Source organism: Burkholderia sp. AU27893 (assembly GCF_002223205.1).
Lineage (GTDB): Bacteria > Pseudomonadota > Gammaproteobacteria > Burkholderiales > Burkholderiaceae > Burkholderia.
In genome coordinates this window covers 1-24,110 of sequence record NZ_NKFD01000001.1, presented here as the reverse complement: position 1 = coordinate 24,110, position 24,110 = coordinate 1, and the positions used below count along the sequence as shown (strand labels likewise).

The 24,110-nt window shown below is 57.5% G+C and carries 15 protein-coding genes, 2 rRNA genes and 2 pseudogenes; 11 read left to right on the top strand and 8 right to left on the bottom strand.

The genetic code is table 11. The features are described from left to right. The first annotated feature begins 339 nt into the window (after positions 1-339). Together CFB47_RS00085 and rrf are read left to right on the top strand one after the other, a co-directional pair. A 23S ribosomal RNA gene (locus CFB47_RS00085) occupies positions 340-3,221 on the top strand. A 153-nt stretch (positions 3,222-3,374) separates the two neighbouring features. Continuing rightward, positions 3,375-3,487 (top strand): 5S ribosomal RNA (rrf, locus tag CFB47_RS00080). 242 nt (positions 3,488-3,729) lie between these two features. On the opposite strand, the gene CFB47_RS00075 is transcribed toward rrf, so the two are convergent. Beyond that, entirely contained in the window at positions 3,730-4,062 is a 333-nt protein-coding gene (locus CFB47_RS00075) for a hypothetical protein (RefSeq protein ID WP_089460209.1), read from the bottom strand. A 356-nt stretch (positions 4,063-4,418) separates the two neighbouring features. Between CFB47_RS00075 and CFB47_RS00070 the strand changes: the two genes are divergently transcribed. From CFB47_RS00070 to CFB47_RS00030, 9 genes and pseudogenes are all read left to right on the top strand, one after another. Beyond that, entirely contained in the window at positions 4,419-4,610 is a 192-nt protein-coding gene (locus CFB47_RS00070; RefSeq protein WP_089460208.1) for a hypothetical protein, read from the top strand. 71 nt (positions 4,611-4,681) lie between these two features. Continuing rightward, a pseudogene (locus CFB47_RS00065) lies at positions 4,682-5,266 on the top strand (type I restriction endonuclease); the annotation flags it as partial. A 218-nt stretch (positions 5,267-5,484) separates the two neighbouring features. Further along, entirely contained in the window at positions 5,485-6,996 is a 1,512-nt protein-coding gene (gene istA / locus CFB47_RS00060) for an IS21 family transposase (protein ID WP_027809980.1), read from the top strand. A gap of 4 nt (positions 6,997-7,000) precedes the next feature. After that, a complete protein-coding gene (istB, locus tag CFB47_RS00055; RefSeq protein ID WP_012213993.1) occupies positions 7,001-7,789 on the top strand; it encodes an IS21-like element ISBmu1 family helper ATPase IstB in 789 nt (262 codons plus the stop codon). Beyond that, positions 7,752-10,292: a type I restriction endonuclease subunit R gene (locus tag CFB47_RS00050; RefSeq protein WP_256946630.1), complete on the top strand. Its 2,541-nt coding sequence runs from the start codon at positions 7,752-7,754 to the stop codon at positions 10,290-10,292. Before istB ends, CFB47_RS00050 begins: the two co-directional genes overlap by 38 nt. A 13-nt stretch (positions 10,293-10,305) precedes the next feature. Further along, a complete protein-coding gene (locus CFB47_RS00045; protein ID WP_256946629.1) occupies positions 10,306-11,541 on the top strand; it encodes a restriction endonuclease subunit S in 1,236 nt (411 codons plus the stop codon). Then, positions 11,538-12,650, top strand: a complete 1,113-nt coding sequence (locus tag CFB47_RS00040) for an AAA family ATPase (RefSeq protein ID WP_089460206.1) — start codon at positions 11,538-11,540, stop codon at positions 12,648-12,650. The genes CFB47_RS00045 and CFB47_RS00040 overlap by 4 nt, the downstream gene beginning before the upstream one ends. After that, positions 12,647-14,260, top strand: coding sequence for a type I restriction-modification system subunit M (locus CFB47_RS00035; RefSeq protein ID WP_089460205.1), 1,614 nt, complete (start codon positions 12,647-12,649; stop codon positions 14,258-14,260). Before CFB47_RS00040 ends, CFB47_RS00035 begins: the two co-directional genes overlap by 4 nt. 316 nt (positions 14,261-14,576) lie before the next feature. Next, positions 14,577-14,976: pseudogene (locus CFB47_RS00030) on the top strand (integrase core domain-containing protein); the annotation flags it as partial. A 131-nt stretch (positions 14,977-15,107) separates the two neighbouring features. On the opposite strand, the gene CFB47_RS40095 reads toward CFB47_RS00030, so the two are convergent. From CFB47_RS40095 to dnaA, 7 genes are all read right to left on the bottom strand, one after another. Then, positions 15,108-16,196 (bottom strand): hypothetical protein, encoded by a 1,089-nt coding sequence (locus CFB47_RS40095; RefSeq protein ID WP_105749882.1) that lies wholly within the window; start codon positions 16,194-16,196, stop codon positions 15,108-15,110. Positions 16,197-16,344: 148 nt separating this feature from the next. Further along, positions 16,345-16,671, bottom strand: coding sequence for a hypothetical protein (locus CFB47_RS00025; protein WP_105749881.1), 327 nt, complete (start codon positions 16,669-16,671; stop codon positions 16,345-16,347). Further along, complete coding sequence (locus CFB47_RS40090; protein WP_105749880.1) at positions 16,668-17,057, bottom strand: DUF6864 domain-containing function; 390 nt, start codon at positions 17,055-17,057, stop codon at positions 16,668-16,670. Before CFB47_RS40090 ends, CFB47_RS00025 begins: the two co-directional genes overlap by 4 nt. Positions 17,058-17,523: 466 nt before the next feature. Beyond that, positions 17,524-18,399: a restriction endonuclease gene (locus tag CFB47_RS00020; protein ID WP_089460203.1), complete on the bottom strand. Its 876-nt coding sequence runs from the start codon at positions 18,397-18,399 to the stop codon at positions 17,524-17,526. A 190-nt stretch (positions 18,400-18,589) separates the two neighbouring features. Then, entirely contained in the window at positions 18,590-21,064 is a 2,475-nt protein-coding gene (gene gyrB, locus CFB47_RS00015) for a DNA topoisomerase (ATP-hydrolyzing) subunit B (RefSeq protein ID WP_089460202.1), read from the bottom strand. A 193-nt stretch (positions 21,065-21,257) separates the two neighbouring features. Then, the gene (gene dnaN / locus CFB47_RS00010) at positions 21,258-22,364 is read right to left on the bottom strand and encodes a DNA polymerase III subunit beta (protein WP_039364632.1); all 1,107 of its coding nucleotides are present in this window, start codon (positions 22,362-22,364) and stop codon (positions 21,258-21,260) included. 168 nt (positions 22,365-22,532) lie between these two features. Beyond that, a partial coding sequence (dnaA, locus tag CFB47_RS00005; protein WP_089460201.1) for a chromosomal replication initiator protein DnaA occupies positions 22,533-24,110 on the bottom strand: 1,578 nt, incomplete at its 5' end.

Below are 24,110 nucleotides of genomic sequence, written 5' to 3'. Positions count from 1 at the left end.
ACAGAAAGACTGTCTGTTAGCGGTTTAACCGGTTATAATGCCGGCCGCTTTCGATAATCATCAATGACAAACATTCGAATGAAGTTTGGTTCGAGTTTTTCTCATTGGCGATTGAGCCAGTCAGAGTGATATGAGTAAAACCATATCGGCTGTCGTTCTTTAACAATCTGGAAGAAGCAAGTAATTTGGATAGCGGAAGCGTCTTGAGATGGACGTGGAAACTATCCGGGTTGTGATTGTATCGATGTATCTCAAGATGATTCGAACTCTATGTTTGACTCAATTTGGAATACGGCACAACGCGAGAACTCAACCTGTAACGAGACAGACTCGTTATAGGGTCAAGCGAACAAGTGCATGTGGTGGATGCCTTGGCGATCACAGGCGATGAAGGACGCGGTAGCCTGCGAAAAGCTACGGGGAGCTGGCAAACGAGCTTTGATCCGTAGATGTCCGAATGGGGAAACCCACTCCTTTTGGAGTATCCATGGCTGAATACATAGGCCATGCGAAGCGAACGCGGTGAACTGAAACATCTAAGTAACCGCAGGAAAAGAAATCAACCGAGATTCCCAAAGTAGTGGCGAGCGAAATGGGATGAGCCTTGCACTCTTTATTTGTATTGTTAGCCGAACGCTCTGGAAAGTGCGGCCATAGCAGGTGATAGCCCTGTAGGCGAAAACAGTATGAAAGAACTAGGTGTGCGACAAGTAGGGCGGGACACGTGAAATCCTGTCTGAAGATGGGGGGACCATCCTCCAAGGCTAAATACTCGTGATCGACCGATAGTGAACCAGTACCGTGAGGGAAAGGCGAAAAGAACCCCGGGAGGGGAGTGAAATAGATCCTGAAACCGCATGCATACAAACAGTCGGAGCCTCGTAAGGGGTGACGGCGTACCTTTTGTATAATGGGTCAGCGACTTACGTTCAGTAGCAAGCTTAACCGTATAGGGCAGGCGTAGCGAAAGCGAGTCCGAATAGGGCGTTCAGTTGCTGGGCGTAGACCCGAAACCAAGTGATCTATCCATGGCCAGGATGAAGGTGCGGTAACACGTACTGGAGGTCCGAACCCACTAACGTTGAAAAGTTAGGGGATGAGCTGTGGATAGGGGTGAAAGGCTAAACAAACTTGGAAATAGCTGGTTCTCTCCGAAAACTATTTAGGTAGTGCCTCGTGTCTCACCTTCGGGGGTAGAGCACTGTCATGGTTGGGGGGTCTATTGCAGATTACCCCGCCATAGCAAACTCCGAATACCGAAGAGTGCAATCACGGGAGACAGACATCGGGTGCTAACGTCCGGTGTCAAGAGGGAAACAACCCAGACCGCCAGCTAAGGTCCCCAAATATAGCTAAGTGGGAAACGAAGTGGGAAGGCTAAAACAGTCAGGAGGTTGGCTTAGAAGCAGCCACCCTTTAAAGAAAGCGTAATAGCTCACTGATCGAGTCGTCCTGCGCGGAAGATGTAACGGGGCTAAGCTATATACCGAAGCTGCGGATGCGTGCTTTGCACGCATGGTAGGAGAGCGTTCCGTAAGCCTGCGAAGGTGCGTTGAAAAGCGTGCTGGAGGTATCGGAAGTGCGAATGCTGACATGAGTAGCGATAAAGGGGGTGAAAGGCCCCCTCGCCGTAAGCCCAAGGTTTCCTACGCAACGTTCATCGGCGTAGGGTGAGTCGGCCCCTAAGGCGAGGCAGAAATGCGTAGCTGATGGGAAGCAGGTCAATATTCCTGCACCATTGTTAGATGCGATGGGGGGACGGATCGCGGAAGGTTGTCCGGGTGTTGGAAGTCCCGGTCGCTGCATTGGAGAAGGCGCTTAGGCAAATCCGGGCGCGTAATTCAAGGGTGTGGCGCGAGCTCCTTAGGGAGCGAAGCAATTGGAAGTGGTTCCAAGAAAAGCCTCTAAGCTTCAGTCTAACGATGACCGTACCGCAAACCGACACAGGTGGGCGAGATGAGTATTCTAAGGCGCTTGAGAGAACTCGGGAGAAGGAACTCGGCAAATTGGTACCGTAACTTCGGGATAAGGTACGCCCTTGTAGCTTGACTGGCCTGCGCCAGGAGGGTGAAGGGGTTGCAATAAACTGGTGGCTGCGACTGTTTAATAAAAACACAGCACTCTGCAAACACGAAAGTGGACGTATAGGGTGTGACGCCTGCCCGGTGCCGGAAGATTAAATGATGGGGTGCAAGCTCTTGATTGAAGTCCCGGTAAACGGCGGCCGTAACTATAACGGTCCTAAGGTAGCGAAATTCCTTGTCGGGTAAGTTCCGACCTGCACGAATGGCGTAACGATGGCCACACTGTCTCCTCCCGAGACTCAGCGAAGTTGAAGTGTTTGTGATGATGCAATCTACCCGCGGCTAGACGGAAAGACCCCATGAACCTTTACTGTAGCTTTGCATTGGACTTTGAACCGATCTGTGTAGGATAGGTGGGAGGCTATGAAACCGGAACGCTAGTTTCGGTGGAGCCGTCCTTGAAATACCACCCTGGTTTGTTTGAGGTTCTAACCTTGGCCCGTGATCCGGGTCGGGGACAGTGCATGGTAGGCAGTTTGACTGGGGCGGTCTCCTCCCAAAGCGTAACGGAGGAGTACGAAGGTACGCTAGGTACGGTCGGAAATCGTGCTGATAGTGCAATGGCATAAGCGTGCTTAACTGCGAGACCGACAAGTCGAGCAGGTGCGAAAGCAGGTCATAGTGATCCGGTGGTTCTGTATGGAAGGGCCATCGCTCAACGGATAAAAGGTACTCTGGGGATAACAGGCTGATACCGCCCAAGAGTTCATATCGACGGCGGTGTTTGGCACCTCGATGTCGGCTCATCTCATCCTGGGGCTGTAGCCGGTCCCAAGGGTATGGCTGTTCGCCATTTAAAGAGGTACGTGAGCTGGGTTTAAAACGTCGTGAGACAGTTTGGTCCCTATCTGCCGTGGGCGTTGGATATTTGAAGGGGGCTGCTCCTAGTACGAGAGGACCGGAGTGGACGAACCTCTGGTGTACCGGTTGTCACGCCAGTGGCATCGCCGGGTAGCTATGTTCGGAAGAGATAACCGCTGAAAGCATCTAAGCGGGAAACTCGCCTTAAGATGAGATATCCCTGGGGACTAGATCCCCTTGAAGGGTCGTTCGAGACCAGGACGTTGATAGGTCAGGTGTGTAAGCGCAGTAATGCGTTCAGCTAACTGATACTAATTGCCCGTAAGGCTTGATCCTATAACAAGTCTGCCTTGTAGATCGGCGCCGTGCCTTGCACGAGCTGCGATCCAAAGCGACAAGTTGGATTCTCGTGTGTGATACACACAACTCAAAATTACTGCTTCTTCCCGGATTGGTTGTGCTGCAAAGCCAGCGCAACAACCCTCTTTGCCTGATGACCATAGCGAGTCGGTCCCACCCCTTCCCATCCCGAACAGGACCGTGAAACGACTCTACGCCGATGATAGTGCGGATTCCCGTGTGAAAGTAGGTAATCGTCAGGCTCCCTAAGCCGAGAACCCCCGCCCGAAAGGCGGGGGTTTTTGCATTGGCGCGGCAGAAATGTGCGTGGAGTACTCGGCATGGATGCTTGTCGTGCTGCATGCGCGGATGCTTGCGATGCCGTTGAATGCCGAGAGAGCGGAACGCAACTTTTCGTCAGTTGTGACGGTTGTTGAAGTTACCTGCAGCCCCACCGCGGTCCATTTGCGTCAACGCGTGTGCCGAAATGCATCACGCCGAGCCATCACCAGGCAGTAGAGCTGCGCAAAGAGGCCAGCGCTGCGTATTCCTCTTCCCTATCCTCTTCTTGGGCAGCTGCACCATAGGGCTGCTCTTGCCAGTTAAGCGCGCTGTAGTCGGGCGTGATGGTGACCCTTCGGGAAGCAAAGCTGAACCGCAGATAGACGCGATCACCCGGCTTGAATCCGAACATCTCGAAATGCGCGTCGATGGCGCGCATCCATGGCATGTACGGCTGGCCCTCCTGGGGAAGGTCCGGCTTGTTGCCGAGGGTCAGCTCAACCTCGGGATACTGTTTGAGCTTCTTGGGACGTGACTTACTATTGGCGTTAGCCATCTTCCGACTCCTGATGCGAGTTGGTTGTGGTCAGCGGGTCGTATGGGTGGCAGCCCATGCGGCCCGCGCTTTTTTGCGGTGATGCCGTTTGAGTCTACCGAACTGGGTATCTCGAAATATGGAAAATTCGACGAGTGGCCAATCGGTATATCTTCTCGAATTTCGCCGCAGAAAAATACGGCACAAGTCTAGATATCGATGAACGACGACGGGGAACACTGGAACACACATAAATCGTCGCTCAGCGCTCCTGCCGTCCATCTGGTCCGGTGGTCGGGATGCGTGGCCCATCACATGTCTGGCAAATTAGTGCATAACGCAGTACATTTGCGTGACACCATTAACGAGACGCCGCTATGTCACGCCTAAAGGACGAAACCCTTTCCATCCGCACCTCTGCCGAGATCAAGCAGCTCTTGCGCTTGGCGGCCGATCGCGAGCGCCGTTCGGTGGCGTCGATGATCGAAATCCTGGTGCTGGAATACGCGCGCAGTCATGACTTGAGACTGGATCGCCCGAATGGAGAGCCGGCCAAGGCGAGCGCTTGACATGGCTGCTCGAGCTACAGGGAGCCGCCCGCCCACCGCATCAACACATCCATGACGGCCGGAACAGATTCATGACGACAACAGAACACCAAATTGAGCTGGGCCTGATCGCCAAGCTCGGTGACCTCAAGTACACCTACCGCCCGGATATCCGCGACCGTGCAACACTGGAAGCAAATTTCCGCGCGAAGTTCGAAGCGCTCAACCGGGTGCGGCTGACGGACAGCGAGTTTCAGCGGCTGTTGGACACGATCATCACGACTGATGTCTACAACGCGGCCCAGACGCTGCGCAGCATCAACGCCTTCGAGCGTGACGACGGCACGCCCCTGAACTACACCCTGGTGAACATCCGCGACTGGTGCAAGAACGACTTCGAGGTCGTTAACCAACTGCGCGTGAACACCGACAACAGCTATCACCGCTACGACGTGATGCTGCTCATCAACGGCGTGCCGGTGGTGCAGATCGAGCTGAAGACGCTGGACGTGAGCCCGCGCCGCGCCATGCAGCAGATCGTCGATTACAAGAGCAACCCTGGCAACGGCTACGGCAAGACGCTGCTGTGCTTTCTGCAGCTCTTCATCGTCAGCAACGGAAAGATCACCAAGTATTTCGCGAACAACAACACCCGACACTTCAGCTTCAATGCAGATGTCACGGGGCGGCGCTATGGAGCCAATGCGGGGTCGGCATAAGGGCGCCACTTGAGGGGCGGCACATAGGCGCCAGTCCAAGGGCGGCGTAATGGCGCCACGTTAGGGGCGGCGCATAGGCGCCAGCAGCATCAGGGCGAGAACGCGGTTCGAACTTTCCGAGTCGGTACGCTCCGTTCTTTTTGAACGGAGCGTCCATGGCCAACAGGAGGTTCGAATTGTTTGAATACCGCCAAGTCCTTGTCCGCATGCGGCAAGGCGATTCTGACCGCGACATCGCGCGCGGCGGTTTGATGGGGCGCAAGAAGCTGACGACCGTGCGCCGCGAGGCTGAAGCGCGTAGTTGGCTGGATCCGGTGCAGCCGCTGCCGGACGACGCTACGATCGCGGGTGTCTTCGGGCGCACGCCGCACCTGCCGCACACCTGTGTGTCGACGGTTGAGCCATATCGCGAACAGGTCCGCGAATGGCTTGCCGCCGGCGTTCAGGGCACCACGATCCATGCCGCCCTTCAACGCAATCATGGCTACGCCGGCAGCTATTGTGCCGTGAAGCGCATGCTGCGCCATCTGGCTGCCGAGCGCAGCGTGGCCACCACAACGATCCTCGACTTCGCACCGGCCGACGCCGCGCAGGTCGACTTCGGCGCGGGACCCGTGCTGACGGTCGAGGGCATTGCGGTCCGGACGTGGATCTTCGTGATGACGTTGTGCTGGTCGCGCCACCAGTATGCCGAGATCGTGCTGGACCAGACCGTCGAGACGTGGCTCGCCAGCCACCGGCGCGCCTTCGAATGGTTCGGCGGCTGTCCCGACCGGGTCATCATCGATAACGCGAAGTGCGCGATCATCCGGGCGTGTCGATACGAGCCGGCGGTGCAACGCTCGTACGCCGCGCTTGCCGAGGGATATGGATTCCGGATCGACGCCTGTCCGCCGCACGATCCCCAGAAGAAGGGCGTCGTCGAATCGGGCGTCAAATACGTCAAGAAGTCCTTCGTGCCGCTGCGCGAGTTCCGGGATCTGGCCGACGCCAACCGGCAACTGCGCGAATGGGTGATGCAGCAGGCCGGCACTCGTATCCACGGCACCGTCCACGAACGGCCGCTGACGCGCTTCGGCGTCGAGCGCCCGTTGCTCGCTGCATTGCCGGACGTGCCGCCGGTACTGTCGGTCTGGAAGGAGGTGGCGGTCCATCGCGACGGCCACGTCGTCTACAAGCACGCGCTGTACTCTGCACCGTTCACGCTCGTCGGCAAGTCGCTCTGGCTGAAGGCGACCGATACGGTCATCCAGCTGTTCCATCGGCATGAACTCGTCGCAACCCATCCGCGGCAGCGGGCCGGCGGTCGCCACACGGTGCGAGATCACCAGCCGCCCGAAGCGCAGGCCTGGCTCGAGCACGATCCGCAGTGGTGTCTGGCGCGCGCGAAGGAGATCGGGCCGTCGTGCCACGGCGTGATCCTCGCGCTGTTCAACGACAAGGTGCTCGTCAACCTGCGCGGCGCGCAGGGGATCATCCGGCTGCGACAGAAAGTCGGCGATCAGAGGCTGGAAGCAGCCTGCGAGCGTGCGCTCGCGTTCAGCAGCGCGAAGTACAGCACCATCAAGGGCATCCTCGACAAAGGCCTGGACAGCGAACCGGTGCCGCGTCCCGCGTCGGCCCCGACTGGCGCTTACCAGAACGGCGGCCGCTTCGGCCGTGATCTCCAATCCCTGCTGATCCACTGACACCATGAACCCGAGTCCCGAATTGAATTCCATCCTCAAACAGCTGCGCCTGTCCGGCATCCTCGACTCGCTTGAGCAGCGCAACCGTCAGGCGATCGACGGGCAGCTCGCCTATACCGAGTTCCTTGCCATGCTGCTGCACGACGAGGTTGCCCGTCGCGAACACAAGAAGCTCGGCACCCGTCTGCTGCGCGCCGGCTTCGCGATGGGCAAGACGCTCGAGACGTTCGACTTCGACCGGCTGCCTACGTTGAACCGCTCACACGTTCATGATCTCGCGACAGGCCGGTATCTCGACGAGAAGGTCGCGATCCTGATCGCCGGTCCAACCGGCACCGGCAAAAGCCACTTGGCCCAGGCGCTGGGCCACTGCGCCGCCCGCCAAGGCCGCGATGTGCTGTTCATCTCGCAGACCGAGCTGCTCAAGCGATTGAACGCCGCGCGCGCCACCGGCGCCTATGACCGCAAGTTCCAGCAGTACGCCCGGGTGCCGCTGCTGATCGTCGATGACTTCGCGCTCAAACCGCTACGTACCCCGCAGGACGAGGACTTCCACGATCTCGTCGCGGCCCGCTACGAGCACGCGGCGACCATCCTGACGTCGAATCTCGACTTCGGTGAATGGGGCGCCGCGTTCCCCGACAACCGCATCCTCGGCACCGCCACACTCGACCGACTACGCCACGGCGCCTACCGGCTCGTCCTCGAGGGCGACAGTTACCGCACCCCGAAACCGATGCCAGATCCCCCTCAAAATGCAGTTGCCAAAAACGGCAAAAAACCGCAACCTTGAAACCGTTCGAATCCGCGTTTTACCCCCGGTTCTGCTGGCGCCATTACGCCGCCCATCCCCGGCTCCTTTACGCCGCCCCGCGACAGCAGATGAGCGCTTCCTGCCGGTGTACGAGTTTGCGGGTGAGGACAACAAGAAAATCACCCTCTTGGATGCCTTTGCCGACAAGTTTTTGGCCAAGTGCACTCTGGGCCAGATGATCAGCCGCTACATGGTGCTGGTGGCCAGCGAGCAGAAGCTGCTGATGATGCGGCCGTACCAAATCTATGCTGTTAAAGCCATCGTGGAGTGCATCCACCTGAATTGTGGTAACGGCTACATCTGGCACACCACCGGCTCGGGTAAGACGCTGACTTCGTTCAAGGCCTCCACTCTGCTCAAGGACAACCCGGACATCGACAAATGCCTGTTCGTGGTGGACCGCAAAGACCTGGATCGCCAGACCCGTGAAGAGTTCAACCGCTTCCAGGAAGGCTGCGTCGAAGAGAACACCAACACAGAGGTGCTGGTGCGCCGCCTGCTGTCCGACGACTACGCCGACAAGGTCATCGTCACCACCATCCAAAAGCTCGGCCTGGCGCTTGACGAGAACAGCAAGCGCAACAAGCAGAAGGAAAAGCAGGGCAAGGAAACCTACAAGCAGCGTCTGGAACCCTTGCGCGAGCAGCGCATTGTGTTCATCTTTGACGAGTGCCACCGTTCGCAGTTCGGCGACAACCACAAGGCGATTAAAGAGTTTTTCCCGAAGGCCCAGTTGTTTGGCTTCACGGGCACCCCGATCTTCAAGGACAACGCCACCGTCGTTCAGATCGAGGGCCAGCAAGCAAGCCACCGCACAACGGATGACCTGTTCCAGCGCTGCCTGCACGAGTACACGATCACGCACGCCATTGACGACCAGAACGTCCTGAAGTTCCACATAGACTTCTTCAAGCCCGAAGGCAAGAAGCCGCCTAAGCCGGGCGAGGGGCTGCCGAAGGCCAAGGTTATCGAGACCATCCTGGCTAAGCACGACGCCGCCACCAACGGGCGCAAGTTCAATGCGGTGCTGGCCACGGCCAGCATCAATGACGCTATCGAGTATTTCGAGGCCTTCAAAGAGCTGCAGGACAAGAAGCGGGCCGAGGATGACGGCTTCGTGCCGCTGAACGTTGCCTGCGTCTTCTCACCCCCTGCCGAAGGCAACAAGGACGTGCAGCAGATTCAGGAAGACCTGCCGCAGGAGAAGGCTGACAACGAGCAGGACCCGGAGGGCAAGAAAGCCGCGCTCACGCGCATCATGACCGACTACAACGCGGGCTACGGTACGAATCACCGCATCAGCGAGTTTGACCTGTATTACCAAGACGTGCAAAAGCGCATCAAGGACCAGCAGTACCCCAACGCCGATCTGCCGCACAGGCAGAAGATCGATATCACCATCGTGGTGGACATGCTGCTTACCGGGTTCGATTCCAAGTACCTCAACACTCTGTATGTGGACAAGAACCTCAAGTACCACGGCCTGATTCAAGCCTTTTCGCGCACCAACCGAGTTCTCAACGACAGCAAGCCCTACGGCAACATCCTCGACTTTCGCCAGCAACAGGAGCCAGTGGAAAAAGCCATTGCGCTGTTCTCGGGCGAGAAGACCGACAACCCTCGTGAAATCTGGCTGGTAGACCCGGCACCCAAGGTCATCGACACCTTGCAAGCCGCCACGCAAAAGCTGGCGGACTTCATGCAGTCACAAGGACTAACGAACGCGCCGGAAGAAGTTTCCAACCTGAAGGGCGATGCCGCACGCAGCCAGTTCGTTAACCTGTTCAAGGAAGTGCAGCGGTTCAAGACGCAGTTGGACCAGTACACCGACCTGTCGGAAGAACAAAAAGCGCAGATCGCTCAGATCGTGCCGCCAGACCGGATGCAGGGCTTCAAGGGGGTGTACCTTGAGACAGCCAAGCGCTTGAAGGCACTGCAAGACCGCGACCAGACCCCGCCAGAGGTGCAGCAGCTCGACTTCGAATTCGTGCTCTTCGCCTCGGCGGTGATCGACTACGACTACATCATGAGCCTGATCGCCCGCATGACCCAGCAGAAGCCCGGCAAGCTAACTCTCAGCCGCGAGCAGCTCATCGGCCTGATCCAGTCCGACGCGAAGTTCATAGACGAGCGCGAGGACATTGCTGAATACATCCGTGGCCTGCCCGTGGGGCAGGCTCTAGACGAAACGCAAATCCGCGACGGCTACGAGCGCTTCGAGGCCGAGAAGAAGACGCGCGAACTAACCGAGATCGCTAGTAAGCACGGGCTGGCCGCTGATGCACTGCATGCGTTTATCGATGAGGTGCTGCGCCGTCGGATCTTTGATGGCGAAGCATTGAGCGAGTTGATGGCTCCGCTAGGTTTGGGCTGGAAAGCGCGCACACAAAAGGAACTGGCGCTGGTGGAAGACCTGACGCCACTGCTGCACAAACTCGCTCAGGGGCGCGAGATTTCGGGGCTGAGTGCGTATGAGCAATAAGGACAAGAGCGCGATGAGCGAACAGAAGAGCGCGCAGCGGACGCTGGTGCCAGAGTTGCGGTTTCCCGAGTTTCGGGAGGCAGGGGAGTGGCACGAGAAAAAGCTTGCACAATTTCTGACGGAAAGTCGAATCGAAGGTAGCGCTGGAGATATTGCGAAGAAAATTACCGTAAAGCTTTGGGGAAAAGGCGTATTCGCAAAGCGAGAATCAATCAAGGGTAGCGAGAACACTAAATATTATAAGCGTCGAGCCGGACAGTTCATTTACAGTAAGCTTGATTTTCTCAACCAAGCCTTTGGAATCGTACCGAAGGAGCTTGACGGATTTGAATCTACTGTCGATTTGCCATGTTTTGACATCGGGGAAGAGTTAGATCCAGTATTTCTTCTTGAGTATGTGAAGCGCGAGGGGTTCTATAAGAAGAATGGGGAGGTTGCGGATGGCGGACGAAAGGCGAAGCGCATTCAGGCTGAAATGTTTTTATCTTTTCCTATTGTGCTGCCTATCCAGAAAGCAGAGCAGCAAAAAATCGCCGATTGCTTATCTTCTCTCGACGATCTGATCATGGCGGAAAATCAAAAGCTTGACGCCATTAGGAACCAAAAGAAGGGCTTGATGCAGCAGCTTTTCCCCCGCGAAGGCGAAACCATCCCCCGTTTGCGTTTTCCTGAATTTCGGGCCGCTGAGGCGTGGAAGGAAGCAGCACTTTCGACGTGGATCGACCTCATCTCGGGGCTTCACCTAGCACCAGACGAGTACGCGGATGCTGGCGATGTTCCATACTTCACAGGACCGTCAGATTACGCAAATGATTTGGCTTTGGTTAGCAAATGGACTTCGCATAGTGTCAATTCAGGGCGTTCGGGAGACATCCTCATAACTGTCAAGGGGAGTGGTGTGGGTGAGTTACTCTACCTAGAACTTGATGAAGTAGCTATGGGGCGTCAGTTGATGGCGGTCAGACCAAAAAGTGTACATGGGGAGTTTTTATTTCATTTTCTGGCGACGCAACGGCAACGGTTGATTGCGCTGGCTTCTGGCAATCTCATTCCGGGGCTTTCACGGGGTGACATTTTGAGTCTCACGGCATTGGTTCCACAGCGAGAGGAACAACAAGCAATTGCCGATTGTTTGTCATCTCTTGACGATCTAATCGCCGTCCAAAACCAAAAGATCGACGTCCTCCTAGTCCACAAGAAGGGCTTGATGCAGCGGTTGTTCGTAGCGCAGAGTGGGGTGCAGGAATGAAGCCGGGCCAAGCCTTCGCCGACCTGCCCGCGCTGGCGGCGCAGCTACGGCAAGAACTGGAGAACAAGAAGACCATCCTGCTTTATGCCTACAACGGTACGGGCAAGACGCGCCTGTCGATGGAATTCAAGACCCTTGGCAGGCAGGGGGAAGGTGACGAGGCCAAGCGCGATACGCTCTACTTCAATGCTTTCACCGAGGACCTGTTCCACTGGGATAACGACCTTGACGGCGACAGTGACCGACGGCTGACCCTCAACGCGGATTCTCGCTTCTTTGCCGGGCTGGCGGAGCTGGAGATGGACAACCGTATCCGTCCATTGTTGCAGCGCTATGCGGACTTTGATTTCCGAATCGACACCCAGGAATGGGTAGTGCGCTTTTCACGCACGGTGGACGGGAAAACCATCGATAACATCAAGGTGTCGCGCGGCGAGGAAAACATCTTTGTCTGGTGCTTCTTCCTTGCAATCGTCCAGTTGGCGCTGGATGGTGCAGAGGCCTACCAGTGGGTGAAATACATCTACATCGATGATCCCATTTCGTCGCTGGATGAGCACAACGCTATCGCCGTGGCTAACCACTTGGCACAACTGCTCAAGCGGCCCGACAGCAAGCTCAAAACCGTGATCTCGACACACCACACGTTGTTCTTCAATGTGTTGTGCAACGAGCTGGGCAAGGCTCGCAAGTATTTCGTCAACAAGATCTCAACAGGCAGCAGCTATGTGTTGCGTGAGGAAACAGGTGACACACCGTTCTTCCATCACGTCGCCGCCTTGGCCGAGCTGTATCAGGCTGCGCAGGACGATCGGCTTTTCACCCATCACTTCAACATGCTGCGCACCATTCTGGAGAAGACGGCGAGCTTTCACGGCCACAAGAACTTCTCAGTCTGCATCAAGCAGGAAGACGATGACCCGGATGGTATCTTGTACACGCGCCTGATCAATATCCTGAGCCACGGCAACTATTCACTGTTCGAACCCCAGCGGATGCTCGACGAGAACAAGGCTTACTTTAGGAAGATTCTGAACGACTTCCTGAATCGCTATCCCTTTAATCCAGATTTATTTCCTCAAGCCGTTGAGGAAGCAGGCACCCAATGACTGATCTCGAAAAACAAAAGCTCGGCAAGACTCTCTGGACCATTGCAGATCAGCTCCGCGGCGCAATGAATGCAGACGACTTCCGCGACTACATGTTGGCTTTCTTGTTTCTGCGCTACCTGTCCGACAATTACGAAGCTGCTGCCAAGAAGGAGTTGGGGCGGGAGTACCCGCAGCAGCTCGATAACTCGGTGTCCACGCCTCTGCAACGCTGGTACGAGAGCAACCTAGACGATGTAGTGGAGTTCGAGAAGCAAATGCGCCGGAAGGTGCACTATGTGATCGAGCCGAAATTCCTGTGGGGCAATATTGCCGAGATGGCGCGGACACAAGATGCGGCGCTCTTGAAAACCTTGCAGAGGGGCTTCAGTTACATCGAGACAGAATCCTTCGCCAGCACTTTCCGAGGGCTGTTCTCGGAGATCAACCTGGCATCCGACAAGCTCGGCAAAACCTATACCGAGCGCAATGCCCGCCTGTGCAAGATCATCAAGGAAATTGCTGACGGACTGAAGCAGTTTTCTACCGATAGCGACACGCTGGGCGATGCCTACGAGTACCTAATTGGTCAGTTTGCGGCTGGCTCGGGCAAGAAGGCGGGAGAGTTCTATACTCCTCAGCGCATTTCGGACATCCTGTCAGCCATCGTGACGCTCGATAGCCAAGAGCCCGCCACGGGAAAGCGCTCTCATCTAGACAGTGTGATGGACCTGGCTTGCGGTTCAGGCTCTCTGTTATTGAACGTGCGCCACCGCTTGAAAGAAGCAAAGGGAACGATCGGGAAGATTTACGGCCAGGAAAAGAACATCACCACCTATAACCTGGCGCGCATGAACATGCTGCTGCACGGGGTGAAGGATTCGGAGTTCGAGATTTTCCATGGTGACACCCTGCTCAACGAGTGGGACATGCTGTGTGAAACCAATCCGGCCAAGATGCCGAAGTTCGACGCGGTGGTAGCTAATCCCCCGTTCAGCTACCGGTGGGAGCCTACCGAAGCCCTGGGCGAGGACGTGCGATTTAAGAATTACGGATTGGCGCCCAAGTCGGCTGCCGACTTTGCCTTCCTGCTGCACGGCTTCCATTTCCTGAAGCTAGACGGAGTAATGGCTATCATCCTGCCCCACGGCGTGTTGTTCCGTGGGGGCGCCGAAGCACGCATCCGCACCAAGCTGCTCAAGGATGGCCACATCGATACAGTGATCGGCCTGCCCGCTAACCTGTTCTTTTCCACCGGCATTCCTGTGTGCATTTTAGTGCTCAAGAAATGCAAGAAGCCCGATGACGTGCTGTTCATCAACGCAGCCGAGCATTTCGAGAAGGGGAAGCGGCAAAACCAGATCCTGCCTGAGCACATCGATAAGATTATCGATACCTACCAGTTCCGTAAGGAGGAGGATCGCTATTCGCGGCGCGTGGGCATGGAAGAAATCGAGCAAAACGATTTCAATCTGAACATTTCACGCTATGTGAGCACCGCGGAAATCGAGGAGAAGATCGCCCTCGCTGCAGTACATGCGGAACTGGTTTCGCTGGATAAGAAGATCAAGATGGCCAGCGAGCAGCACAACGAATTCCTCAAAGAGCTGGGGCTGCCGCTGCTGCCATAATGATGAGCTGTGTTAGCCAAGGCCAGACTGATCTTGGCTTTCGTCCAATGAAGAAAGGCAAGCATATCGATGCACGACACGTGTCGTCTCCGCCCAATAACAACAAGAACAGGGAGCCGCCATGGGACAACAATTCGAGCAGGCCTCGCCTGCCATATCGTCAAACACCAATCAGACCGTCGCCGAGCAGCCACGCACGCAGTGCAGCGAATTGCGCGTGACTGCCATCGGGCGAGCACAGCTGGAAGGTCTCGTGTTGGTATCGGGCTATAGGCCTGTCGCACGTACTCTGGCGCCCTGCGCGAGAGTGCGGGTCATGGCCATCGATGTTGCGGGATCGATCTGCTCCGGACGGGTCATCGAGGTTCTGTCGAAGCTGGTCAGCGCCACGCTACCTTCGCTCAGACAATGGTCCGGAGTTCGTGTCGCGCGCTATCCTGAAGTGGGCAGCGGATAGTCGGATGGAAATGGCGCTCAGCGAATCCGGCAAGCCTTGGCAAAATGGTGCGGACGAGAGCTTCAACGGTAAATTCCGCGACGAGTGCCTGAGCCTCGAATGGTTTCGGACGCGCACCGAGGCGATGGTCGTGATCGAGCAGTGGCGGCGTCACTACAACGCTGTGCGATAACATTCAAGTCTGGCATACCTGACGCCCGACGAGTTCAAGCAGCAGTATTGTTCAACCGATGTAACCGAGGCCGTTCTCCAAGATTGAAATGGCCCGAAGAAATCAGGCAGGTCAGTGGACCTTTGCAATATCATAAGTAAGCATTGCGCTTGAAATCAACATACGCTGTGATCCATTCCATACTTTGACGGATCACCGTCGTGCCGGCATATGTTCTCTTACATCCGTAAGGGCCGCAGTTCTGATGACATCGCCTGGACGCAACCAGAACCTGCGAGCATCGTTGGATCAGGGGTTTTGTTTTTCTGCGCCAACTTTATCGCATCGGCGGATACGAGAGATGGATCGAAGGGCTGCCGGCAAAGGAGACGAATACCTCCGAAGCCATACCTAACGTATCCGGTGGCAATATTTGTTTGTTCACCTTTATGAATTGGTACACCGGCAGCGTCAAGTGCCGCGGTGAGACTGGGCTGCAAGATCTGAAAACTTTGCTGTTCGTTGCTGTAGATGCCGGCTAGTCGCATGACCGTAGAAGAAACGGGCACAAAAAGCGCTGCGCCGGACACTACGATGTACGAAAGTAGAAAGACCCCAAGCGAAGCCAGCTTAAGGGGTTGGTAAAAGCCCGACCTCCAGGTACGAGCGTTAAGATACATGATTGCAGGCAGCAGGCTAACGGCCGTTGTGCCAATGAATACGGTGAACACGAGCAGCTTCTCGAGCCAACCGCCGTCTGCATATCGCTCTGCGATGTGCAGAGTAATCAGGAGAGGAATCGATGTCGCTGCCAGTGCCAAAATGGCAGCTAGAGCCAAGCCACCAGCGTGGACTGCTTGGATAGAAAAATTTGCACCGCTCTTCTGAGAAACATCTAATGATCTGCTGTTATAGATTCCAAACGAAAATGCTGCAAGAAAGGCCATCACGAACATAATCCAGACCTGGCTCGTGTCCAGCTCAACCACCAAGAAGAATCCAGCGAGCCATCCAATAGTTGCACATAGAAACAACCGTGGAACCGCTTTCGGAAGAGTGCGTTCCTGACGATAGTTCCACATGGTGCCAATCAGAAGCAGCGAGGGTGCGATGAACTGTAATAGGACCGCGACCGCGATAAGCATTGCTGCAATAAAAAGAAAGATCAAGCCACTGCCTGACATTGCCGAATCCTGGAACAAGCTTGTCCAATGTATTGACCGCAGATAACTCCAAACGAATAGCGCGGCTGGAAGGAAGGAAACAGGAGCGACTTTCCATGCGACGTCGAGTGTATCTTTGACCATCGCGATGGCTTCTTTGTACATGTCTTTTCGGCTCACCGCAGGCTGCTCTGAAACTGCGTCGCCCGACGTACTCTTGCGGATTTCGTGAACGGTGTGGTCGTTCGAGGACGGTGCTGCATCAGATTTACCTGATGAAGAAACTGAATGCAGTATGCTATTTGCCGAGCCGTTAGGCATCTCTGCCCTTGCCAAACACGTATCCCAAGGCGAGAGTTATCAGCGGCGCGAAAATCGACCAGACGTCTTTTATCTGGGACATGGGGTTCTCGCTACCGTCACGAAGAGCAATCACCACTGCCGCTACAGACAGCAGGCCGCCCCCAATGAAGGACCAAAGTATCGTCCGATACACGATGGAGTTCTGAGCATGTTCGCCGGAACCAATTTGCTGCGTGACCACACCAGGGATCGGGGTGGCGATTGTGCCCGATGAAGAAGGGAGCGTGGGCGTGCGAAGCTCTCCCTGGATCTGCGTGCTATTTTCACCTTGATTCATGTCGGTTCTCCCGCCATGAACGTGTAGTGCACGGTTTTGCTGCTTTCGGGGCTGAGCGCATACACCACGAATGCGAGCAAAAGTTTCCGTCCAGCAAGCGTTCCAATCTCAATTGGTGACGTGGTTCCGGATCCTATGGAGCTACTAAAGTTGTAGAGGCGCAAATTCAGCGCAGAAGTGCCGGGGGCGTCGAACTCTATTCTTGGGCTACCGCCATCCGTGGAAAACTCAAATACAAAGCGCAGGTGCGCGAGTTGAAACTCCAAGTTGCGACTATCTGCAGTGATGACGGTGCCAGCCGCAATGACGTCCCTGCTTCCGGTGCGGATCTGGAGGGCTGCGTTCGGTTGACCGATCAGGGCCCCCGCGTTAAGAATGACTGACATGAATACAATGCCTCTACCATGTGTAGAAAGAACTGAACCGCTGACCAGAGCGGGAGATCAAGGATCCTACGCGCTCGTCGTCCACATTGGATATCGCGCTACCGGTCTGGTCCTGCACAACTGCCCGATGCTAGCGGCATGAGCGCCCAGTAGCGAGGCGCTCATGCCGACCGACTGCTTCTGGCCGAACTGAGTCAGATGATCTGACGCTGTCTGCTTGATCTAGTCCTGCCTTATACAGCTTACCCCAAAAGCCAGCGGCGCAATCTCGTCCAAATACTATTCGCGGCATGTCGTTCCTTGGCAGAGGTCGCAGGCGCTTCTATCGATGGAGAATGCGAGGCGTCAGTTCCTGACTAGGTCGAGCGTAGAATTTCGCCTTTGTTGTCTTATCTCGTTGCTGCTCGGCATCGATCTCAGCTTTACGGCATTGTGATACGCCAAAGTATCGATTTGCGGCCGGAGGTCAGTTCTTGAACTCGTCAAAGAAAGATGTGTCGACAACGTAGGTTTGTACAGGCCGCAGTCCGAGCTCAAGATGTTCGAGCATGTCAACAAGCTTCTCACCATCGATAAGTTCAATTGGCGGGACGCCGTCGCGGCTAGCTTCACGACGTGCTTCCGCCGTAAATGTTCCAGTTGTGATGATTATGCCTTTGTCGGTTCGCCCAGACATTGCTCCTCGGAAGTCGCGAACTTGTGACGGCGACACCGACTTCGCGTAGCGCTTGCATTGAAAGAGGACTTTAAACGACACGAGTGGATTGATTTGTAGCGTACCGTGCCCATCGATACCCCCATCACCACTGCTGCCTGTGACAACCACTTGCACAAAGCCGGCCTCACGAAGAAGTCGTTGAGATAACCGTTCAAAGCCTGGTGCTGGCAAATTCTTAAGTGTTTGAATGAGTTGGTAGCGGTAATCGTTTGTGACTACGTTTGCGGGCTCCGAGCCTTCCTCTGCAATGGGCTCGGAGCTATCAGCCCGCGCTCGACGCTCCTCGGCAAAAATGCGGTTCCATTTTGTAGCTAAGTTGCGAGCCTGGTCTATCGAAAGGTTCGTGCGACGACCGGTTTCGGTGAGCGCCCAGACCCCACGTCTCGACGAATCAACTAAACCCTCCCTCACGAGATAGAGCCTTGCCCATCGTATCCGATTGCGGAAGCGTCCTTCCCCTGAGGACAGAATTTCGTTCTGCGCCTCGTCTGAAATATTGAGATCTTGAGCAATGCGCTCCACAACTTCGTCCGGCGTACCGGACCCGCCAAGCGCTCTGAGCGCGTCTAATGCAGGCCCCATGTAGCGAAATATTGAAGCGATGTCTTTCTTCTCTTTTGCCATCGTTGTATACGTCTTCGGAAAACAAGCACCCGTTGATTCGTGGAGCATCCCGAGACAAATATGTCGCGGACGTCGAGAATATTACTTCTTCAGCTAGTGAGTGTGGAGTCCGGCTCTTAAAAAAAGACCCATAAATCTCTCGACTTATGGGTCCGATTTTCTCGGGCTATGAGGTTACTTAGAGCCTAGGTTAAACGTCAATATTCCCTGCCCGCAACGCATTCGACTCGATAAACGCCCGCCGCGGCTCGACATCATCCCCCATGAGGGTGGTAAAGATCCCATCCGCAGCAATCGCGTCTTCGATCTGCACACGCAGCAGTCGCCGCACTGCCGGATCCATCGTCGTTTCCCAAAGCTGCTCGGGGTTCATCTCGCCGAGCCCCTTATAGCGTTGTTTGGAGACGTTCCGTTCCGCATCCGCCAGCAGCCACTTCATCGCGCTCTTGAAGTCCGCCACAGCCATGCTGCGCTCACCACGCTTGATGACTGCACCTTCCCCAATAAGCCCCTTGAACGTATTCGCCGTGGTCACGAGCTGCTGATAATCCGCCGTGTGCTGGAATTCCTGGTCGATGACCGAAACGCGCACGTTGCCGTGATGCGTCCGCTCGACATGCAGCGCCCGCTGTTCGCGAACCGGGTCATACGAAGGCACCACGCGCACTTCGTTCTTCAGCGCTTCATCATGCAACGCAGCGTGCAGCGCCTTAGCCGAAGCCTCGGTCGACTCTTCGTTGGAAAGATCGATCACCACACCGTCCATGACCGCTTCCAGCGCGGCCGGGTCATACAACCGGCTCAACCGCTCGATCACGCTCTTCGACAGCAGATACGACCGCGCCAGCTCCCCAAGCGCATCGCCGGAAATCGCCGCCGCATTCTCACCCGGCACCAGCTCCGACCCTTGCAGCGCCAACCGCAGCATATGCGCGTTGAGCTCCACGTCATCCTTCAGATACCGCTCGTCCTTGCCCGCCTTGATCTTGTAAAGCGGCGGCTGCGCGATATACACGTACCCGCGCTCGATCATGTCCGGCATCTGGCGATAGAGGAACGTGAGCAGCAGCGTCCGGATGTGCGCGCCGTCGACGTCCGCGTCGGTCATGATGATGATGCGGTGATAGCGCAGCTTGTCGAGGTTGTAATCCTCTTTGCCAATGCCGCACCCAAGCGCGGTCACGAGCGTGACGATCTGTTCCGACGACAGCAGCTTGTCGTAGCGAGCCTTCTCGACGTTCAGCACCTTGCCGCGCAGCGGCAGGATGGCCTGGAACTTCCGATCGCGCCCTTGCTTGGCCGACCCACCTGCCGAGTCACCCTCGACGATGTAGATTTCGCACTTTGCCGGGTCTTTCTCCTGGCAGTCCGCGAGCTTGCCGGGCAGGCCGACGCCGTCGAGCACGCCCTTGCGGCGCGTCATTTCACGCGCCTTCCGGGCAGCATCACGCGCACGCGCCGCTTCGACGATCTTCCCGCAGATGATCTTCGCGTCGATCGGCGTTTCCAAAAGGAATTCTTCCAGCGCCTTCGCCACAACTTCTTCAACCGGCGCACGAACCTCGGACGAAACCAGCTTGTCCTTCGTCTGCGAGCTGAACTTCGGCTCCGGCACCTTCACGGAAAGCACGCACGACAGCCCTTCGCGCATGTCGTCGCCAGTCGTCTCGACCTTCGCCTTCTTCGCGATTTCGTTGTCGGTGATGTACTTGTTGATGACGCGCGTCATCGCGGCCCGCAGGCCGGTCAGGTGCGTGCCGCCGTCGCGCTGCGGAATGTTGTTCGTGAAGCACAGCACGTTCTCGTTGTAGCTGTCGTTCCACTGCATCGCGACTTCGACGCCCACGCCATCCTTCTCGCCGTTGGCGAAGAACACCGTCGGGTGCAGGTTGGTCTTCGTCTTGTTGATGTACTCGACGAAACCCTTCACACCGCCGGCGAACGCGAAATCGTCTTCCTTGCCCGAACGCAGATCGGTGAGGCGAATCCGCACACCGTTGTTCAGGAACGAAAGCTCACGCATCCGCTTCGCGAGGATGTCGTAGTGATATTCAACCGTGCCGAAAATCGTCGGATCGGCCATGAAGTGCACTTCGGTGCCGCGGTTCTCGGTGTCACCCGTCACCAGCATCGGCGACACTTCGACACCATCGACCACCTCGAGCACGCGATCCTGCGCGACGCCGCGATGGAACTCCATGAACCGCTTCTTGCCGTCGCGGCGCACCGTGAGGCGCAGCCAGCTCGACAGCGCGTTCACGCACGACACACCCACGCCGTGCAGGCCGCCGGACACCTTGTAGCTGTTCTGGTCGAACTTGCCGCCGGCATGCAGCTCGGTCATCACGATTTCAGCGGCGCTGCGCTTCGGCTCGTGCTTGTCGTTCATCTTCACGTCGGTCGGAATCCCGCGGCCGTTGTCGGTCACGGAAATCGAGTTGTCGGCGTGAATCGTCACGTGGATGTCGTTGCAGTACCCGGCCAGCGCTTCGTCGATCGAGTTGTCGAGCACCTCGAACACGAGGTGGTGCAGACCGGTGCCGTCCGACGTGTCGCCGATGTACATCCCGGGGCGCTTGCGCACCGCTTCCAGGCCTTCGAGGATCTGGATCGACGAGGCGCCGTAGCTGCTGTTATCGGGTTGCGAATTGTGCTGTTCACTCATGGATATCTTCCGGTTCTGCGAGGCCACTCTAGTGGCGGCGCGGTGCGTTTCAGCGAGAGAAATCGCCGGGCCGCTCCAGTTTCCTGGCTCGTCCAGGGTGCCGGTCAGGCACCGAAAGGACGGGTTGTCGGTTCGCCATAAAAACGCCAAAGGGGCTTGCCGCCCCCTGGTGTGTGTCGTGATGTCGCGCGCGTCAGATGCGCATCGGCATCACGACATACTTGAACTCGTCGTTCTCGGGCACGGTAATCAGCGCGCTCGAGCTGGCGTCGCCGAGGCTCACCTGCACGGTGTCGACCTTCAGGTTCGCGAGCACGTCGAGCAGATACGTGACGTTGAAGCCGATGTCGACGGTATCGCCCTGGTAGGCGATTTCCAGTTCTTCCTGCGCCTCTTCCTGATCGGCGTTGGTCGACATGATCTTCAGCTGGCCCGGCGCGATGATGCAGCGCACGCCCTTGAACTTGTCTGACGTCAAAATTGCCGCGCGTTGCAGCGAACGCTGCAGCTCTTCACGGCCGATCTCGAACGTGTTCTTGTGCGCCTTCGGGATCACGCGCTGGAAGTCGGGGAACTTGCCCTCGACGAGTTTCGACACGAGCTCGACCTGGCCAAAGGTGAACTTGGCCTGGGTTTGCGCGATGTCGATGGTGACGGTGTCGTCGATGTCTTCGAGCAGGCGTTGCAGCTCGAGAATCGTCTTGCGCGGCACGATGACTTCCTGGCGGCCGAACGTGCCGCCTTCGAGCTTCATCGACGAGAACGCGAGGCGGTGGCCGTCGGTGGCCACGGCCATCAGCTGGTCGCCGTCGACGACGAGCAGCATGCCGTTCAGGTAGTAGCGGATGTCCTGCTGCGCCATCGCGAAGTGCACCATGCCGAGCAGCTGGCGGAACGACTTCTGCGGGACGGTGAGCGTGGCGCCGAAATCCTTCGCCTGCGCGACGGTCGGGAACTCGTCGGCCGCCAGCGTCTGGAGTGCGAAACGGCTCTTGCCGGATTGAACGGTGAGGCGCTTGTCGGCGAGCGACAGCGTGACCTGGCCGTCAGGCATCGCGCGCAGGATGTCGAGCAGCTTGCGCGCTGCGACGGTGGTCGCGACCTGGTCGCCGCCGACGCCGAAATCGGCGCGCGTGGTGATCTGCAGCTCCAGGTCGGTCGACAGGAACGAAACGTCCGAGCCGTTCTTGGTGATCAGCAGGTTGGCGAGGATCGGCAACGTATGGCGGCGTTCGACGATGCCGCTGACCGTTTGCAGCGGCCTGAGGAGGGTGTCTCGTTCGGTCTTGACCAGTTGCATAGAGTTCCTTCGTTGAGTAACGGCCTGCAGCGCAGCAGCCTCGCAGCGCCCCGCCGGCCGGGCTCTTGGCCCGCCACCACCGGGGCGGTCAAACCAGTATTGTGCCTCAAAACCGAACCGCCCCCCTTAAATTGGGGCGGAGGCCGAATTATCAAGCGCGCCGCGCGCTCAGCCCTTCAGCGTCTGTTCCAGCACGTGCAGCTCGTGGTTGAGCTGCGCGTCCTTGCTGCGTTCGTCGGCGATCTTGCGCACCGCGTGCAGCACGGTGGTGTGATCGCGCCCGCCGAACAGCTCGCCGATTTCCGGCAGGCTCTTCTGCGTGAGTTCCTTCGCGAGGTACATCGCAATCTGCCGCGGCCGCGCGATGTTCGCGGGGCGCTTCTTCGAATACATGTCCGCGACCTTGATGTTGTAGAAGTCGGCGACGGTCTTCTGGATGTTCTCGACCGAAATCTGCCGGTTCTGCACGGTCAGCAGGTCCTTCAGCGCTTCCTTGGTCAGCTCGATCGAGATCTCGCGGCCGTGGAACTTCGAATACGCGAGGATCTTGCGCAGCGCGCCTTCGAGTTCGCGCACGTTCGAGCGCAGGTGCTTCGCGACGAAGAACGCGACGTCTTCCGACAGGTTCACGCCTTCCGACTGCGCCTTGCGCATCAGGATCGCGACGCGCATTTCCAGCTCGGGCGGCTCGATCGCGACGGTGAGGCCCGAGTCGAAGCGCGAGATCAGGCGATCGTCGATCCCCGAAATCTCCTTCGGATACGTGTCGCTGGTGATGATCACCTGCGCCTTGTTCGCGACCAGCGCCTCGAACGCGTAGAAGAATTCCTCTTGTGTGCGCGACTTGCCGGAGAAGAACTGGATATCGTCGATCAGCAGCAGGTCGAGCGAGTGGTAGTAGCGCTTGAAATCGTCGAACGCCTTGCGCTGGTACGCCTTCACCACGTCCGACACGTATTGCTCGGCGTGGATGTAGCGGATCCGCGCGCCGGCCTTGTCGAGCAGCAGCTGGTTGCCGATCGCATGGATCAGGTGGGTCTTGCCGAGGCCGACGCCGCCGTACAGGAACAGCGGGTTGTACGAGATGCCGGGGTTGTCCGCGACCTGGATCGCGGCGGCGCGCGCGAGCTGGTTCGCCTTACCGGTCACGAAGTTGTCGAACGTGAGCACGGGGTTCAGCTTCGAGCGCTCGTACATCGAATCGGCTTCGCCGCCGTTGGCCGGCGCGGCACCCGGGCCCGGGCGCCACGTGCGGCGGCCGGCGGCCGCTTCGTGCGCGGGCAGGCTCGGCAGGTCGATGTCGGCGTCGTCGGCGTTCAGGTGATGCGCGGCGGCTGCCGACGGCGTCATCGGCACGTCGGCCGGCGCGGCGGGCGCTGCCGAAGCATTCGCAGTCAGGTTGGCGGCGATCGCGGCCACCGTCGCGGCGGGGCCGGTCGGGGCCAGCGGCGCGCGCGGGGCGGCCGGTGCTGCGCCGGCGGCGGCGCTGCGCATGCCTGCCTTGGGATCGAGGACGAACTGGACTTCGATCGGCGTGTTCCAGAATTCGCGGGCCAGATCGCTGATCCGTCCCGAAAACTGGCTCTTGACCCAGTCCAGCTTGAAGCGGTTCGGCGCGGCGATGGACAGCGTGTTCGCCGACGCATCGAAGGCCACCGGGGCCAAGGGTTTGATCCACGTCACGTACTGCTGGGGCGTCAGCTCGCGCTCCAGCAGTGCGGAACAGTGTTGCCAGAAATCGTTCAT

Bases quoted from the DNA above. Each gene is read 5' to 3' on its own strand.
- CFB47_RS00075 (WP_089460209.1), bottom strand. From the start codon at position 4,062: ATGGCTAACGCCAATAGTAAGTCACGTCCCAAGAAGCTCAAACAGTAT.
- CFB47_RS00070 (WP_089460208.1), top strand. From the start codon at position 4,419: ATGTCACGCCTAAAGGACGAAACCCTTTCCATCCGCACCTCTGCCGAG.
- istB (WP_012213993.1), top strand. From the start codon at position 7,001: ATGAACCCGAGTCCCGAATTGAATTCCATCCTCAAACAGCTGCGCCTG.
- CFB47_RS00050 (WP_256946630.1), top strand. From the start codon at position 7,752: ATGCAGTTGCCAAAAACGGCAAAAAACCGCAACCTTGAAACCGTTCGA.
- CFB47_RS00045 (WP_256946629.1), top strand. From the start codon at position 10,306: ATGAGCGAACAGAAGAGCGCGCAGCGGACGCTGGTGCCAGAGTTGCGG.
- CFB47_RS00040 (WP_089460206.1), top strand. From the start codon at position 11,538: ATGAAGCCGGGCCAAGCCTTCGCCGACCTGCCCGCGCTGGCGGCGCAG.
- CFB47_RS00035 (WP_089460205.1), top strand. From the start codon at position 12,647: ATGACTGATCTCGAAAAACAAAAGCTCGGCAAGACTCTCTGGACCATT.
- CFB47_RS40095 (WP_105749882.1), bottom strand. From the start codon at position 16,196: ATGTACAAAGAAGCCATCGCGATGGTCAAAGATACACTCGACGTCGCA.
- CFB47_RS00025 (WP_105749881.1), bottom strand. From the start codon at position 16,671: ATGAATCAAGGTGAAAATAGCACGCAGATCCAGGGAGAGCTTCGCACG.
- CFB47_RS40090 (WP_105749880.1), bottom strand. From the start codon at position 17,057: ATGTCAGTCATTCTTAACGCGGGGGCCCTGATCGGTCAACCGAACGCA.
- CFB47_RS00020 (WP_089460203.1), bottom strand. From the start codon at position 18,399: ATGGCAAAAGAGAAGAAAGACATCGCTTCAATATTTCGCTACATGGGG.
- gyrB (WP_089460202.1), bottom strand. From the start codon at position 21,064: ATGAGTGAACAGCACAATTCGCAACCCGATAACAGCAGCTACGGCGCC.
- dnaN (WP_039364632.1), bottom strand. From the start codon at position 22,364: ATGCAACTGGTCAAGACCGAACGAGACACCCTCCTCAGGCCGCTGCAA.